This is a genomic window from Anaerobiospirillum sp. NML120511 (assembly GCF_023050955.1).
GTDB lineage: Bacteria > Pseudomonadota > Gammaproteobacteria > Enterobacterales > Succinivibrionaceae > Anaerobiospirillum.
In genome coordinates this window covers 1-16,443 of sequence record NZ_JALKIK010000064.1, presented here as the reverse complement: position 1 = coordinate 16,443, position 16,443 = coordinate 1, and the positions used below count along the sequence as shown (strand labels likewise).

Annotated in this window: 8 protein-coding genes; 2 read left to right on the top strand and 6 right to left on the bottom strand. The window is 53.6% G+C overall.

The genetic code is table 11. The features are described 5' to 3' along the window. Positions 1–796 precede the first annotated feature (796 nt). The 3 genes from prfC to MXE39_RS12070 form a co-directional block, all read right to left on the bottom strand. Positions 797–2,389, bottom strand: a complete 1,593-nt coding sequence (prfC, locus tag MXE39_RS12080; protein WP_246977691.1) for a peptide chain release factor 3 — start codon at positions 2,387–2,389, stop codon at positions 797–799. A gap of 489 nt (positions 2,390–2,878) precedes the next feature. After that, complete coding sequence (gene ispH / locus MXE39_RS12075; RefSeq protein ID WP_246977690.1) at positions 2,879–3,823, bottom strand: 4-hydroxy-3-methylbut-2-enyl diphosphate reductase; 945 nt, start codon at positions 3,821–3,823, stop codon at positions 2,879–2,881. A gap of 173 nt (positions 3,824–3,996) precedes the next feature. Continuing rightward, complete coding sequence (locus MXE39_RS12070; protein WP_246977689.1) at positions 3,997–5,115, bottom strand: LacI family DNA-binding transcriptional regulator; 1,119 nt, start codon at positions 5,113–5,115, stop codon at positions 3,997–3,999. A 1,061-nt stretch (positions 5,116–6,176) separates the two neighbouring features. Between MXE39_RS12070 and MXE39_RS12065 the strand changes: the two genes are divergently transcribed. Together MXE39_RS12065 and MXE39_RS12060 are read left to right on the top strand one after the other, a co-directional pair. Further along, positions 6,177–8,093, top strand: coding sequence for a glycoside hydrolase family 36 protein (locus tag MXE39_RS12065; RefSeq protein ID WP_246977688.1), 1,917 nt, complete (start codon positions 6,177–6,179; stop codon positions 8,091–8,093). A gap of 582 nt (positions 8,094–8,675) precedes the next feature. Then, a complete protein-coding gene (locus MXE39_RS12060; protein ID WP_246977687.1) occupies positions 8,676–10,142 on the top strand; it encodes a glycoside-pentoside-hexuronide (GPH):cation symporter in 1,467 nt (488 codons plus the stop codon). 635 nt (positions 10,143–10,777) lie between these two features. Here the strand turns inward: MXE39_RS12060 and lspA are convergent. The 3 genes from lspA to ribF all read right to left on the bottom strand — a co-directional run bounded on the left by lspA (position 10,778) and on the right by ribF (position 15,697). Continuing rightward, positions 10,778–11,338 carry a signal peptidase II gene (gene lspA, locus MXE39_RS12055; RefSeq protein ID WP_246977686.1) on the bottom strand — a complete coding sequence of 187 codons (561 nt, stop codon included), beginning with the start codon at positions 11,336–11,338 and terminating at the stop codon, positions 10,778–10,780. Between the two features lie 399 nt (positions 11,339–11,737). After that, positions 11,738–14,575, bottom strand: a complete 2,838-nt coding sequence (gene ileS, locus MXE39_RS12050; RefSeq protein ID WP_246977685.1) for an isoleucine--tRNA ligase — start codon at positions 14,573–14,575, stop codon at positions 11,738–11,740. Between the two features lie 198 nt (positions 14,576–14,773). Beyond that, the gene (gene ribF / locus MXE39_RS12045) at positions 14,774–15,697 is read right to left on the bottom strand and encodes a bifunctional riboflavin kinase/FAD synthetase (RefSeq protein ID WP_246977684.1); all 924 of its coding nucleotides are present in this window, start codon (positions 15,695–15,697) and stop codon (positions 14,774–14,776) included. Positions 15,698–16,443 lie beyond the last annotated feature (746 nt).

The window sequence follows — 16,443 nt, the reverse complement described above, 5'->3', positions numbered from 1 at the left end:
CTCTTTATCAGATTTCTTGACCAAGTGTCAGGGTTATGAGCTTAAACCTTTAGCACAATGCAGCTCATTTAAACTTGAACAGATTTTTAACAGGTCTGATTTATGCTTTGTCGAGTCAGCATGATTTATGTGATCTGGATCAAGGCGTGTGTTTCCCCTAATTTTCAAATTTCCTGAAGTAATGAGATTACTGCACAGCTCACATAAGCGCATCTTCAGTGCCAGCATGAGCTGACAGTGGTAAGTCCAACTACAATGCCACCTCAAAAGTATGCTGCCTGCTCAAAAGTATGCAGCCTGGCTCAAAAGTATGCTGCCAGAAGACCAGAGAATGAGTAAAACAGCTGCTTGCAGGGCATCACCTGTATGGCAGGATACCAGCAGTGTGTCCATGACTTGCGTACTGTATCTGCTGACCACTTAACGCTGTGTGACTGTCTACGATTTTAGGTCAAAAGCACCGTCGGATCAGGACATTTTGGTACAAACTGTGCGCCAGGTAAAAAACCTGCCTCAATAATATGGCTCAAGCACCATATTTAAATACATGACAACTCAAAAAGCACAATAATGTTCGTTTGCACGCCCATCTTTAATGCAGCCCTGGCCGCCGCCCTTGCGACGCTGCGCTGCGCCGCAGCGGCGCCCGATGCCCTCTGCACATAAGCAATGAGCCCGCCTCATCCATACGGAAAAGACGGGCTCATCTTTTGGGCCGATGGCAGCCGCAGCTGCCTGCAGCCGTGTGCTGCAGGCGCAGGCGCAGCTGGGTCTGCAGCCGGGGCAGCGATTACTGTCAGTGCTCCCTGGTTGAGGCAAAGGTAATCTTTGGATAGCGCTCCTGGGCCAGAGAAAGGTTAACACCTGAGGTGGCCAGGTAGGTCAGGCTGTCGCTGCCATCAAGGGCCAGATAGGTAGGAACCTTGTCCTTGAACTCCTCAAGGGCCTTGTTGTCATCGCAGTGTACCCAGCGGGCAGTGGTGACATTAACGGCCTCGTAAGTAGCATCAACGTTGTACTCATGCTTGAGACGGGAAACTACCACGTCAAACTGCAGCACACCCACGGCACCTACGATGAGATCATTGTTGATAAGCGGACGGAAGACCTGAACAGCGCCCTCCTCAGAAAGCTGGAGCAGACCTTTGAGCAGCTGCTTCTGTTTGAGCGGGTCGCGCAGACGGATACGGCGGAACAGTTCAGGGGCAAAGTTTGGAATGCCGCTGAAGTGCAGCTCTTCACCTTCGGTGAAAGTGTCACCAATACGGATAGTACCGTGGTTGTGAATACCGATAATGTCACCGGCTACAGCCTCGGTGGCAATGTCACGCTCACCTGCCATAAAGGTTACGGCATCAGAAATCTGAACATCGCGGCCAATGCGTACATGACGCATCTTCATGCCCTTTTTGTACTCACCTGATACCAGACGCATAAAGGCGATACGATCACGGTGCTTAGGGTCCATATTTGCCTGGATCTTGAAGATAAAGCCGCTGAGCTTCTCTTCGTCAGCCTTGACCTCACGGCTGTCAGCGGTACGGCTGAGCGGTGTAGGAGCCCACTCGGTCAGACCGTCGAGCATGCAGTCCACGCCAAAGTTACCAAGAGCGGTACCAAAGAATACAGGAGTAAGCTCACCTGCCAGGAAGGCCTCATGGTCAAAGCTGTTGGAGGCCATGGAAATAAGCTCCATGCTCTCACGCAGCTCCTTTGCCAGGTCCTCACCTACGGCAACATCAATCTCAGGATTATCAATGCCCTTGATGGTGCGGCGCTCCTGAATATGGAAGCCCTCACCTGAGTGGTAGAGAATGACCTCATCGCGCAGGATATGGTAGATGCCCTTGAAAGACTTGCCAGAGCCAATTGGCCAGGTCACAGGAGCACACAGAATCTTGAGCTCGGACTCAACTTCGTCGAGCAGCTCCAGAGGATTGCGGGTCTCACGGTCAAGCTTGTTCATGAAAGTAAGGATAGGAGTATCACGCAGACGTGTTACTTCCATGAGCTTGCGGGTACGATCCTCAACACCTTTGGCTGCGTCAATAACCATCAGACAGGAGTCTACGGCTGTGAGCACGCGGTAAGTATCTTCAGAGAAGTCTTCGTGGCCAGGGGTATCGAGCAGATTGACTATGCAGTTGTTGTAAGGGAACTGCATTACCGAGGTGGTAACGGAAATACCACGCTCCTTTTCCATGGCCATCCAGTCCGAACGGGCAAAGGAGCCGGTACTGCCACGACCCTTTACCTCACCGGCACGCTGAATGACGCTGCCAAAAAGCAGCACCTTCTCAGTGATGGTAGTCTTACCCGCATCAGGGTGGGAAATGATTGCAAAGGTACGTCTCTTGTTGACCTCTTGCAGGAAATTCTGATCAGCCATAGCCCTAACCACATGAACCGCACCACTCCGGTCCCATGCCTCTGCGGACATCACCGGCTCAAAGATACGGAAGTTGAAGACCAGGATTGACTCATGGCCACCAGGGCTCATGGGCACATCCGTGTATCTGAATACCGCAGCACCAAAGACGGCTGCAGATCTGCCCAGGCGGGCAAAGACCCGATATTTTAGCACAACACAGCCCAGGCTCAGGGGCTGGTTGAGGGGATAAGGTAACACAAAAAAAGACAGCCACCACTGCACAGGCACAGGCAGGCCGCAACAGGGCAGCAAAAAGGAAGGAAAAAGGGGATTGAGGCTCCGGCCATGCACACGGCCATGGCCAGAGGCCCCTGTACAGGACCTGGCCGGGCCGGCATGGCAGGCAGGCTGGGGCCGGAACAGGGCAGGCAGCGTCAGCGCAGCAGGCGCCGTCGGCGGCGCTGACGACGCCGGCGGCGCCTGCGGCCAGCCCGGGAGGGCCTTATACTAATCGAGGCCCTCTGGCATTGGGAAGACACGGTGAATCTGCTCGTCACCGGTCATGATGACTTCATCGCTGCCACCACGTTCCTTGAGGAAAGCAATGATGTCCTGAACAATGTGCTCAGGTACGGAGGCGCCGGCAGTTACACCTACGCGCTCGGCACCGGCGAGCATTTCGTCGGTAATGTCAGAGCAGTCATCGATAAGGAATGAGCGAGCCCCGCCCCCCTTGGCCACTTCGCTCAGGCGCTTGGAGTTGGAGCTGTTCTTTGAGCCGGCCACAATCACAAGGTCACACTGCTCGGCCAGTACCTTTACTGCAGCCTGACGGTTCTGAGTAGCAAAGCAGGTGTCATCACGGCGTGGTCCCTCAATGAAAGGGAACCTGGCCTTAAGAGCATTTACAGTAAGCGCAGTCTCATCAATGGACAGAGTGGTCTGGGTAGCAAAAAGAGCGCGGTCAGTGGTTAAAGACAGATTGGCCACATCCTCAGGGGTAAGGATAACGTGCACCTTGCTCTCAGGGCCGCTGTACTGACCTACAGTACCTGCTACTTCCTGGTGACCGTCGTGACCGATGATGACCACTTCCTTACCCTCACGGGCAGCACGGGCAACCTTGAAATGCACACGGCTTACCAGCGGACAGGTAGCGTCAATTACGGTCTCAGCCATGCTCTCGGCTGCTTCAAAGGTTTTGGTACCTACACCGTGGGCAGAGAAAATTACCACCTTGTTCTCAGGCTCAGGAATCTCATCCAGACGCTCAACAAAGTGTGCGCCTCTTGAGGCCAGATCAGCCACTACATGCTTGTTATGCACCACCTCATGGAGCACATAAACCTTTTGAGTACCATACTTCTCAAGAGCACGGTTAACCACGGCAATGGCTCTTTCAACACCGGCACAAAAACCACGTGTTCTGGCAAGGTAAAGCTTAAAACTCACAGATCAGATCCTCAAAAAACAATGACATTTCCATATCATGCCCCGCCCCGGCGCCCTGCAGACCACCATGGGCCGCAGCGCCAGGCGGCGGGTGCCGGCCTGGCGGCCTGCCGCCGCAGGCCTGCGCAGGCCGCTGCCTGCAGTCCGGCTCCCGCGTGCAGCCATGCCTGACATCACTGGCCTTCACTGGCGTGATAGATGCGCTGCTCGATGAACTCGTCTATAGGAATGTCACGGTTAAGACGGCGGTTGAACGGTCTGCTGGAATCGCGCTCAATCAGATCCTGCTCAATCTTGACGGAAATACCGCCCTTGAACTGCTCAAAATTCTGCTCGAGATCGAAAATCAGACGGGCAAAGTTGCGATAGTCAGGTGCCATGGTGGACAGAGCCGGGGTCATGAACAGATCGACTGTTTCATTATCAAAGCCAATCACTCCCACCTTGTCCAGCAGGTCTGGTGACTGTTCGCGCAGGTATTTCATAAATCCCACGCCAATCATGTCGCAGCCACACATTATGCCATCGTAGCGTTCGTAAAGCCTGTTTTCGATAAATATTCGCCCCGAGTTATAACCATGCTCTATGCTGAATTTGCCCTCCAGAATCATAGGCTCAAAATGTGGTCTGTTATCGGCTCTTAAGCGGTTGCAGAACTTGTAGTAACCGTCACGGCGCATCTGACCTGAGAGCTTGCCAAGATCACCTGACAGATGCAGGATGCGGGTAAAGCCATTGGCATAAAGATGCTCACAGGCTCTGATAGAAGAGTTGAAATCGTTGGAGTACAGGCAGCGCACACCCTTGGTGGTGTCGACATTCTTGTCGAGCACTATGATGTGGCGGTCATGGGAGGCAATGCGGGGAATGAAAGTTGCCCTGTCATCAAGACCGATAAAGACGGCCGCACTGATGCGGTGGCTGTCAAAGGCATCGTTGATGCTGCTGACAATGTCGTCCTCGGTCTCAGAAGGCACCAGTACGTCATACAAAATGGTGTAGCCGCGCTTTTTGGCCTCCACTGTGATGCAGGTGAGCATCGAGTTGTCGTAATGGGAATTGATACGTTCAAACAGACCGTCATTGAGGCGGGTCAGAAAGTACACGCCAATAACACGTGGCGAAATGCCCCGCAGAGCCTGTGAAGCAACATTAGGCTTGTAATTGTGCTTCCTTATGACCTCAAGCACCCTGCGCTTGGTCTCCTCAGGAATATCCGGATAGTTGTGCAGAACCTTGGATACGGTAGAGCGCGATACTCCCGCAAGCTTGGCAATATCTGTACTGTTCATAAAAATAACTCTTAGGGATCTGTCCTGAGCAAATAAAGGTTTTTCAGCTACGGCAGTGGCTGTCAGAGTTCAGCCGGGGGCAGCAAATGTCTGCTGCCAGGTAACTGATGCACAGACCTTTTCATATAAGTTCGTACCAGAGCGCACTGCTTACGGCTTCGGCTACGCCGTCCGGCCCCCGGCCGGAATGCCCTGCAGGCCGGGCTGACGCCGCTGCGGCGTCTGACAGACCGACGGCGGGCCTGTTTTGTGTTACGAACAGAGTTTCCTGATTTGTGCACGTGCTCAGGAAGTGGAGACAATTTAAGCAACAAATCTTATTGGCGCTCATAAGTATAAGCTTTTGCAGGTATTCATAACAGTGCACCCGGGGGCTGTGCACTGTATTAGCCAGCTTATAAAACCCACACTTTCATCAATGAGTGATACACGTTTACATGCTTTATTTATGGCCTTTTATACCTGTTTCAGCCCCCAAAACGCGTCAATATTCGTAACTGTTCGCACATTATTTTACGAACATGTTCGCATATAACAGCCATACTAACAAAGGAAATGGCTAAAAACCAGGCCATACTTCACATCTTTCGTTATCCGTAACTCACTGATATCAGTCCGGTCCCATCTCCCGCCATCAGCAATCATTAAACGGCCTGTATAGGCAATTGTATTCTGTGATCCAGCTCATCTTTTTCTAAAGTTCAGCCACTGATACGTGATCTGAATCACGTAATAGCTATGGATAACCCGCCCCAATTTTCTATAATCTAAACCAGATAACACGTGTTCGTAATTTCTCACGAATAAACACAGATTACGAAACGGTTCGTGCTAAAGGTCAGACCGCAGTTTCTGACCTGCGTCCCTGAAATACCGTACAGGCACAGAGCAATTACGCTGGTGCATCCCTTAGTTGATGCTGGCAATGCCGGTACCACCTCCGGTACCACCACCGCCTGCAGCTGCAGGCATGCAGACATGTGCAGCTGCACAGGCACTGGAGCTTTGTGATTTTTCCTTTCTCTGTCCTGACAGATTCAATCGATGCTGGAGCCAAACACATGATTACCAAAGAGCTTAACTGGGCATTCATACGCAGCTATGCTGAAGTTCACTGTGAGGACAACTCAGGTATTGAGCTGGACTGGCAGCTGCGAACTGTCGATGAGTTTGAGCTTGCCGGGGAATTTTACGGCGAGCGTCTTTTAAGCAGTGATGAGCTTAATGAAAGCGGCCTGTATGGTGACAGAAGCTTCAGGGACAATGTAAATAAGGTCTGGTACCTTGATCTGACCTTAAAGGCTGACAAGCCTGTAGTCATGCCACGCACTCTTATCGACCTGCGCGTTCCTGTAGACAATATCCAGTCTCTGTGGCTGCCTGCCATTCAGACTCCGGGCAAGAACTACCGTGCCAAGGGCATGCTTGAGTATTACTGCAGCCTTACTACCCATATCTGTAATGTAGCCCCAATGGGCTCACTGTACTCAGCAGAAGGCATCAACAAACTGTCCTTTGCTCTGTCCGACTGCTCCAATATCGTTACCATTACCGGCGGTGCCTACGAAGAGGAAGAGTGTGTACGTCTTACTTTCTCCCTTTTTGATGAGCCGGGCGCTCCAACCAGTGAATACAAAGTTACCCTGCGCCTTGACAGCTCAGCCATGAGCGTCTTTGCTGCCGTCAAGAATATCTCCCGCTGGTTCGAGCGCACTGTTACCCCATATGTCATGCCTGTGCCTGAAGGCGCTTTTGAGCCTGTTTACTCCACCTGGTATGCATTCCTGCAGAATATCAGCGAGCAGGAAATTGAAGATCAGTGCCGCATTGCCTCATCTCTGGGCTGCAAGACTGTAATTGTTGATGACGGCTGGCAGACTGATGACAACAACCGTGGCTATGCCTTCTGTGGTGACTGGGAAGTTTCCCGTACCCGTTTCCCTAATATGAAAGAGCATGTAAAGCGTGTTCATGAGATGGGCATGAAGTACATGATCTGGTTCTCCGTTCCTTTTGTCGGCGGCAAGTCCAGAAACGGTCCTGAGTACAAGGACTACAGCCTGTGCTTTAACCCACGCTGGGGCGCATATGTGCTTGACCCGCGCTATAAGAAAGTACGTGACTTCCTGGTTAACACCTATGTCAATGCCGTAAAGGAATATGATCTCGACGGCCTCAAGCTCGACTTTATCGACGAGTTTGACATGCGCCAGGCCGATGAAAAGGCCCGTGCTTATGATGCCGCCCGCTGCACCCAGTCCCTGCCTGAAGCCGTGGACATGCTCATGACTGAATTACGTACTGCCTTAATGGCCGTGCGCAGCGATATCCTCATTGAATTCCGTCAGAACTATGTAGGCCCTATGATTCGCGGCTACGGCAATATGTTCCGTGCCCATGACTGTCCAAATGACAGCCTCATGAACCGCATGACCACCACTGATGTGCGTGCCATGGCTCTGAACACAGCCGTACACTCTGACATGTTTACCTGGTCTCCTCGTGAGTCCGTAGAGAGCTCCAGTCTCCACTTTATCCACACCCTGTTCTCAGTGCCTCAGATATCACCAAACTGCAAACATCTGAACGATGAGCATCTGCTCATGGTCAGACACTGGCTGACCTTCTGGCGCGAGCACCGCGACCTGCTCATGAAGGGCCACATGGAGGCTTACCACCCTGAGCTCATGTACTCACTGATCTCAGGCACCTTAAACGATGAGCAGCTCATCATTACCGGAACCGATCAGCGCCTTGCCCTCTTTGACAGGGACAGCGTCCGTACCCTGTACCTGGTAAACGGCGCCATGCTGACCTCCCTTGCCATCAAGGCAGCCGGTTCTGAGGTAAAGGCAAAGGCCGAGATCTTTGACTGCCTTGGCCGTCAGGTCAGAACCATTGACTGCCTGGAGCTGAACAGCTCTCTTATGGAGCTTGAAGTACCAAAGTCAGGCTATGTAAAGTTCACCCGCAGCTGACCGCCAGGCTCAGGACCGCATCCAGGTCCAGGTCCAGACCAGGCAGACGCAGGCAGGGGCCGCCACGGACGCCGCCACTGAGGTGGCACCTGTCCGCCCTGCCCCAGCTGCAGCGCCCGCACCGCAAATTACACCAGGTGCATAAGGCGCATACCGTCTTACAGACAGGAGCAACCTCACACACCTTTGCAACTGTCTGTTTCTGAACATCTGCCCTCTCCGGCCACGTACAGCCCCCTGGCCTTGCGGCACGCCTTTGTGCCACGGCCCTGCGGCACGGCTTTGTGCCACGGCCCTGCGGCCAGGCCTTACGGCCCGGAGATGATGCAGGCAGACTCCACTACTCCAGGGAGCTGCGTCAGGCCTGCCTGACGTGGCTCCTTCTTAATACGAAAACTGGCTTATACAGCTGTCAGCATACAGTCTCAGGTCAGGTAATCTGAGGCCTGCGCAGACTGAAACGAAAAACGGTCATGGCCATTTACGGCATCGAACAGTTTTGCAGGCAGTTTACGCTGCTGTTCAGTCCCCTGTTTCTGCCGCCCCGCTCTGTCAGGCAGAAGCTAAACTGAGGAAATAACTATGAGTTCTACTATCGACACCACCGGAAGCAGAGTTCCTGACCCTGTTTCTCCTAAGGTCTCCATGAAGACCAAACTGTCATATGGTTACGGCAGCTTTGGTAAGGACCTTTCTCTTGCCCTGGTCAACGTCTTCCTGTTTTTCTATCTGACTGACGTTGCCGGTGTATCAGCTGCAACCGTAGGTATCATCTTCCTCGTAGCCCGTATCTGGGACACAATCAATGACCCTATCTGGGGTTATATCGTTGCCAAGACCAATACCCGCTGGGGCAAATACAAGCCATGGCTCATCATTGGTAATATCCTCAACTTCATCTTCATGGTCGCCTGCTTCAGCACCCACCTCTTTGAGGGTACTGCCCAGGTGGTCTACCTGACCATAGTCTACATCGCCTGGGGTATGGCCTACACCGTATGTGACGCTCCTTTCTGGTCCTTAATCCCTTCCATTACCCTTGATAAGGGCGAGCGTGAAGGCCTGCTGCCTTATCCACGTTTTGCCGCAACCATCGGCAGCTACATTGCAGGTGGTGTCGGTATCTACGCCGTACACCTCTTTGGTCAGGGCGATGACGGTCTTGGCTACATGATCTACGCCGGTATCGGTGGTCTGCTGGCCGTATCCTCTGCCTGGGTGACCTGCAAGTGGACTGAGCAGAATTATGCTGAGACCAGCGGCGATGACTTCAGCCTTAAGGATGCCTTTACCATCGTTACCAGAAACAAGCAGTTCCTGATTTTCCTCTCTCTTGCTTTCTGCTTCGTTATCGGTTGCGGTGTTAAGGACGCCCTTAACCTGTACATGTTCAAGTATGCCCTGCATGACGAGTCCATGTTCTCCACCATGATGCTGGCCGCTTCCGTTATTGCCGCCCCTACTCTGATTTTCTTCAAGCCTATGGTCAATGCCATCGGCCGTAAGCTGGTCTTTACCCTGGCTATCTCTCTGCCATTTGTAGCTGGAGGTCTGCTGGCCATCGCTGCCTGGGGTATGGCTCCACTGTATCCAATGGTCCTGCTCTCCGGCGGTATCACCGGCTTCTCCACTGCCGTTTACTGGCTGCTGGTAATGATCATGGTGGCCGATACTGTTGATTACGGTGATGTTACCTTCAACATGCGCTCTGAGTCCATGTACTACTCTCTGCATACTCTGCTGGCCAAGTGCTCCGGCGCCGTATCCTCAGCTGTAGTAGGTCTGTTCCTGAGCATGGTAGATTACGTTCCTAATGTTGAGCAGAGCGAGAGCACCATCAACGGCATCATCACTCTGTACTGGGGCGTATCCGTTCTGTGCCTTGTAGGCTGCTTTATCTACCTGGTCAAGTACCGCCTCAACGGTTCTGTACTTGATGACATCCAGCGCACTCTGACCCGCCGCTATGTCGACAGTATCGTAAGCAAGGCCGTTGAAAAGGACCCTGCCGAAGACAAAGCCGCTCTTGAGCGCGCCATGAAAAACTAAGAATACTTCTAACCAAAACTACTTTTTGGGGAGCCTCGGCTCCCCTTTTTCATGCCCCGCACCCAGCCACGGCCAGCATCCAGCCAACGCCCACATCCAGCCACGGCCTGCAGACCAGTACGGCTCTGCGCCACTTAGGCGTTGCGCTGCTCCAGTACGCTGCTGCGCTCATACCTCACGACCGGCATACTGCGCAGCAGCCGTGGCAGTACCCTGTGGGCATACTCCGGTTTTATGACAAACTTTATATATAAGATCGAGAGGTCCACTGCTCCAGACAAATGCCATGAGCACGGCCAGCGCACGGCCATCCCCCTGTCTGTGACAGTCTTTAAATCACCGTCATGACAAACTTTAAATATCACGGCCATAAGCTCCAGGCAGCCTGCGGCGATGTCATGCCCACCTGTCAGGTGTGCATGCCGCAGTCCGGCACTACAAGCACAGTGCGATTCAGGCCGGCAATCAAGGCAGGTGCGCTGCGGGCCTGAACTCCAGGCAAAAAACAGGGGCCCTGTACGGTCAGAAAATCTGACTGCACGGGGCCCCGTTGCTTACAGGTGCGGCCGCAGCTGCCGCAGCTGCATCCAGCGGCGGAGGCGGCTGCCAGCACGGCGGCAGCAGTTGCCGGAGCTTTAGCTGCGGTTGCGACGGCGACGGCTTGCAGGAGTGTCGTCGTGGGAGAAGATAGCCAGGATTACCATTAAAATGGCGCCGCCTACTACGGCCATGTCTGCCACGTTAAAAGCCGGCCATGACCAGGTAATGGTGCCGGCATCATCCTTGATGTAAAGGAGCAGGAAGTCTACTACATAGCCATGCCACAGGCGATCGATAAGATTACCAATGGCGCCGCCAATAAAGAGGCTGTAGGAAATGCAGTGCCAGCGGGCTGATGCCTTGGCTCTGAGCAGCACTACGGTAAAGACCAGGATCATGACAATGGCAATGCCTGAGAGCAGGTAGCGCTGCACGCCGCCCCAGGAAGCGAACATGCTGAAAGCCGCTCCATAGTTGTAGACATGAACCAGGTTGAAAAATGGCAGAACCTCGATGCCACGGCTGTTAAAGTCGATGTTCTCAACGCACCAGTACTTGGTCAGGTGATCGAGGATGATAACTACAATGCTCAGCAGCAGGTAACGGATACCATTGCGCTGACGGGTATTACGTAAGATTGATGAATTTCTTGACACGGTAATTCTTCTGAAACAAACATGGAAAATACCCATGGATCATAAGTAACTGACAGGCAAAATGCAAAGCTCATTACACCTGCCTGTCAGACCGGGCTTATGGCGCACCACTGGCTCAGCCAGCTTACGGGCAGCCAGGCTTGTCAGGGCAGGCCTCTGGCGCACCTCTGGCTCAAACAGCTTACGGGCAGCCGGGCCGGTCGGGCGGCCGCAGGCCTGAGGGCGACACCAGGGCCCGGCAAGGCATGATCAGGCCATGAGCCCAGGGGTGACCGGTTGGACGGCCAAACAAAAAGGCCATTGCCTGTCAGGGCAATGACCTTTTTGTGCAGGCGGCCTCGGCAGATTGCCGGGCCGTATGCTGTGCGGTCTGAAGCTCAGGCCGCATTTATGGTGCTGTTAGGCGAACAGACGCTTTTCACCAAAGCGCAGAATGTTCTCGAGGCAGCGTGGACATAAGGTTGGGTGCTCGGCATCCTGACCAACGCCTTCCTCGTAGTGCCAGCAGCGCTCACACTTCTGAGCAGAGGACTTGGATACGACAAAGCCTACCTTGACGCCATTGATTTCAGCAACCAGAGCATCGGCTGGAGCCTCGCTCTCATTGATGGTTACCTTGGAGGTAATGAGTACGAAGGAGAGCTCATTGCCCAGGGCCTTGAGGTCCTGTGCCATCTGGCCGTCAGCGTAAACAGCAACCTCAGCCTCCAGAGAGCCGCCTACCAGGCCGTCATTACGGGCCTTTTCAATGGCACGGTTGGCTTCATCACGGAAAGCAAGGATACGCTCCCAGTAAGCAGAGTTGAAGCTTGAGGTCTCGTCGAGAGCCTTGAGGTTTTCGTTTTCAAACCAGGTGGAGGTGAATACGAACTCGTCATGCTTGCCTGGCATAACCTCCCATACTTCCTGAGCGGTGTAGGAAAGGATTGGGGCAATCCAGCGCACCAGGCACTCTGCGATCATGTACAGAGCAGTCTGGCAGGAACGACGGGCCAGGGAGTCAGTCTTGGCTGTGTACTGACGATCCTTGATGATGTCCAGATAGAATGAGCCCAGCTCGATGGAGCAGAAGCGCATTAAGGTCTTGACCACCAGGTGGAAGTCGTAGTTGTCGTAATAGCCGATGATCTGCTCCTGGGTACGCCTGGCCAGGGAAACAGCCCACTTGTCGAGCTCAACCATGTCCTCGAACTTAACCATGTGCTGATCAGGGTCGAAGCCGTTGAGGTTGGACAGCAGGAAGCGGATGGTGTTACGGATACGACGGTAGGAGTCGGAGGAGCGCTTGAAGATTTCCTCGAATACGGCCATATCACCGGTGTAATCGTTGGTGGAGATCCAAAGACGCAGTACGTCGGCACCCATCTTGTCCCAGATTTCCTGAGGGGCAATTACGTTACCCAGGGACTTGGACATCTTGCGGCCCTGACCGTCTACGGTAAAGCCGTGGGTCAGAACCTGACGGTACGGAGCCTTGTCCTTCATGGCAACGGAGAGCATCAGGGAGGACATGAACCAGCCACGGTGCTGATCTGAACCCTCAAGGTAGAGATCGGCAGAGGCGCCACGGTTATCAGGACGCTGATCAGTTACGGAGAAGTGGGTGGAGCCGGAGTCAAACCATACGTCCAGGGTGTTTGGATCCTTGTAGTACAGTGGGGCTTCCTCAGCACTTACCAGATCCTCAACCTTGAGATCCCACCAGGCCTGGATGCCCTTCTTCTCAACAGCCTGAGCTACCTTCTCGATAATCTCGCTGGTGCGTGGGTGGATAGTACCGGTTTCCTTGTTAACCAGCACGGCACAAGGCATACCCCAGGTACGCTGACGGGAGATACACCAGTCGGTACGCTGGCTTACCATGGCCTCAATACGGTTCTGGCCCCAGGCAGGAATCCAGCGCACACCCTTGATCTCCTCAAGAGCGCGCTTGCGCAGACCGTGACCGTCCATGGAGATGAACCACTGCTGAGTGGCACGGAAGATTACAGGGGTCTTGTGTCTCCAGCAGTGTGGATAGCTGTGGGATATCTTATCGGCCTTTAACAGAGCCTTGCGCTCAACCAGAACCTTGATAACCTCAGGATTGGCCTTGAATACATTCAGACCTGCAAATAATGGGGTGTCTTTGACAAAGCAGCCATCAGGACCTACAGGATTGTAGATCTCGATGTTGTACTTCATGCACACAGCATAGTCGTCAAGACCGTGACCACCGGCGGTGTGAACGCAGCCGGTACCGGCTTCAAGAGTAACGTGGTTGCCCAGCACTACAGGAACGGTGATATCAAGGAAAGGATGATGGAACTTTAACAGCTCGAGATCCTTGCCCTTGCAGGTAGCAGCAATGGAGTAATCCTCTTCAGCAACGCCGACGGTCTTCATTACGCCCTCTACCAGGTCCTGAGCCATGATGTAACGGCCGGCCTTTTCGCCCTTGACGTCTACCAGAGCGTAGTCAAAGGACTCATTTAAGGAAATGGCACGGTTGGCTGGCAGGGTCCATGGGGTGGTGGTCCAGATTACGCAGCTGACCTCACCGTCACCGGCAGGATTGCCAAAGGCCTTTAATACGGCAGCCTGATCTTCGGCAACGAAGCGTACGAAGATGGCATCGGACTCTACGTCGTAGTACTCAACCTCAGCCTCAGCCAGAGCGGACTGACACTCCATACACCAGTAAACAGGCTTGTAGCCCAGTACGAAGTGGCCGTTTTCAATAACCTTGCCCAGTGCACGAATAATATTGGCTTCAGTGTCAAAATCCATGGTCAGGTAAGGATGGTCCCAGTCGCCCAGAACACCCAGACGCTTGAAGTCGACCATCTGAGCGGCGATCTGGCGCCTGGCGTACTTGCGGCACTCCTCACGGAACTGAGCAGCATCGATCTTCTCGCCTGGCTTGCCTACCTCACCCTCTACCTTTAACTCAATTGGCAGACCGTGACAGTCCCAGCCAGGAATGAAAGGGGCATCAAAGCCGGAGAGGGTCTTGGACTTGACGATAATGTCCTTTAAGGTCTTGTTAATCGCATGGCCAATGTGGATGTTGCCATTGGCATATGGAGGGCCGTCGTGAAGAATGAAAGTGTTACAGTTCTTACGGGACTCTCTGATCTTTTGATAGAGGTTGCGCTCTTCCCAGTTCTTGAGCATGGCAGGCTCGCGCTTGGCGAGATCACCACGCATAGGGAAAGCAGTCTGTGGAAGATTTAAAGTTGACTTGTAATCTGCCATTGGATGCATCCTAAAAATAACGATTAACACTAAAGCGTTGTGGGCTTGAGGACCTTTCCTCAACCATGAATCACTCCTGAAAGAAATTCAGGGTTGAGGTCCTCATCAGCCCGCCCGCCATTGCTATGGCCATGGCGGGCCCTGCAGGCCGTGTGGCCAGGCCTGGTGCCCGGCACGGCCTGCGTCCTTGCCTGCAGGCTATCTGCCCAGCAGACGGGCGGCCTTTTCCTTGTCGGCATTAATCTGGGCAGCAAGCTGATCCAGACCGGAAAACTTCATCTCATCTCTGATCTTGTGACGGAAGAAGACCTCTATTTCCTGGCCGTAGATGTCGCCTGAGAAGTCCAGAATATGGACCTCCAGAAGAGTGTGCAGTGTTCTGGTATTAAGAGTTGGACGGTAGCCAACATTGGCTACACCTCCGTAGATAAGTCCGCCACAGCGAACCTCAACTGCATAGACGCCCTTGAGAGGGCAGACACGGCGGTTGAGGTTGATATTGGCTGTTGGAAAGCCCATGGTGCGTCCAAGAGCATTGCCATGAACAACGCGTCCGGCAATGGAGTAAGGCCTGCCCAGGAAGCGCTCCACGGTATCAAAGTCACCGTTGTTCACCAGACCACGAATCATGGTGCTGGAAATACGCTCCCCCTCCTGCTCAATCCTGTCTACAGCTGAGCACTCAATGCCTGCAGCCTGACAGCACTCCCTGAGATTTTCAAAGGTATAGGCACCACCCTTGCCAAAGTTGAATGGTGAGCCTACGGTTACACTTTTGACCCCCATCTGATCGCGCAGCATGGCCACAAAGGCCTTGTCATCCTGATCGGCAAACTTGCGGGTAAAACTCAGACAGAACACATTTTCAACGCCAAAGGCACGGAAGGTGCGCAGCTTGTCACGGATAGAAAAGAGACGTGGCGGAATGCTGCGGGCAAAGAACTCCATAGGCTGGGGCTCAAAAATCAGTACTGCGCTTTCAAGTCCCATCTGACGGGCCTTATCCTGCATACGGCTGATTACCGCCTGATGACCGATATGAAAGCCGTCAAAATTACCTATGGCAAGGGCAATTCCTTTGGAGCTTCCATGAAAATCAGACAGCCAACGATAAAGACGCATGATTTTTGTGTTCCCTGATATGAACGTTTTTACTTTCAGTACGGGGATAGTACTGACTCAAAGCGAGCCTTTCCCCGTCTGTGACCTGCATGCTCTGCATACGGCCATGACAAAAACACAACAGACCGGAGCACAGGCCCACGGTCTGCTTGAGTTAATGGCCACAGCAATATGAAAAGCCTCCGTGCCTGAGCACAGCCAGCCCGGCGGTAACTGTCAAGAACACCAGTCATAAACAGCGCCCGCCCACCAGCCGTGCCGTGGCGTCAATGCAATGATCAGAATGCAGCCGCAACTGCCCCGAAATCCACGGTCAGCCCGGAACCTCCAGCCGGCCCGGCCCCCGAGCCCGCCTGTTTCTCAAGGACGGAATGAAGGCTCCAGCAGCCGTGCAAGGCCGGCAGCATCTGACACGCGTCCCACATCAGCAGCCCGGGACCTGAACCGGAATCAGGTCCCCGCTGCCTGCACAGGCTGAGTGCAGGACCTGCCTGCCATACAGCCTCAAGACGCGCAAAAGCGCATCGGGACGGCACTCATTACAACAGACTATCAATTATAGCGGTAAATAGTCATTTGTGTGCCATTACCTGCAAAACCAGGCACTACAATTGTGCACACATCCCCACAAAAAGCCCATAAAATGCCCGGACTTCCCACTTTTGGCCCGACCCTGTTCATCCTGTACCTTACATACAAGTGCCCTCCCTGCCCGACCAGCCACCGCCCCGCGCCCTGCCCAGCCC

Excerpts from the sequence above, each read along its gene's own strand:
- prfC (WP_246977691.1), bottom strand. The coding sequence starts at position 2,389 with ATGGCTGATCAGAATTTCCTGCAAGAGGTCAACAAGAGACGTACCTTT.
- MXE39_RS12070 (WP_246977689.1), bottom strand. The coding sequence starts at position 5,115 with ATGAACAGTACAGATATTGCCAAGCTTGCGGGAGTATCGCGCTCTACC.
- MXE39_RS12065 (WP_246977688.1), top strand. The coding sequence starts at position 6,177 with ATGATTACCAAAGAGCTTAACTGGGCATTCATACGCAGCTATGCTGAA.
- MXE39_RS12060 (WP_246977687.1), top strand. The coding sequence starts at position 8,676 with ATGAGTTCTACTATCGACACCACCGGAAGCAGAGTTCCTGACCCTGTT.
- ileS (WP_246977685.1), bottom strand. The coding sequence starts at position 14,575 with ATGGCAGATTACAAGTCAACTTTAAATCTTCCACAGACTGCTTTCCCT.
- ribF (WP_246977684.1), bottom strand. The coding sequence starts at position 15,697 with ATGCGTCTTTATCGTTGGCTGTCTGATTTTCATGGAAGCTCCAAAGGA.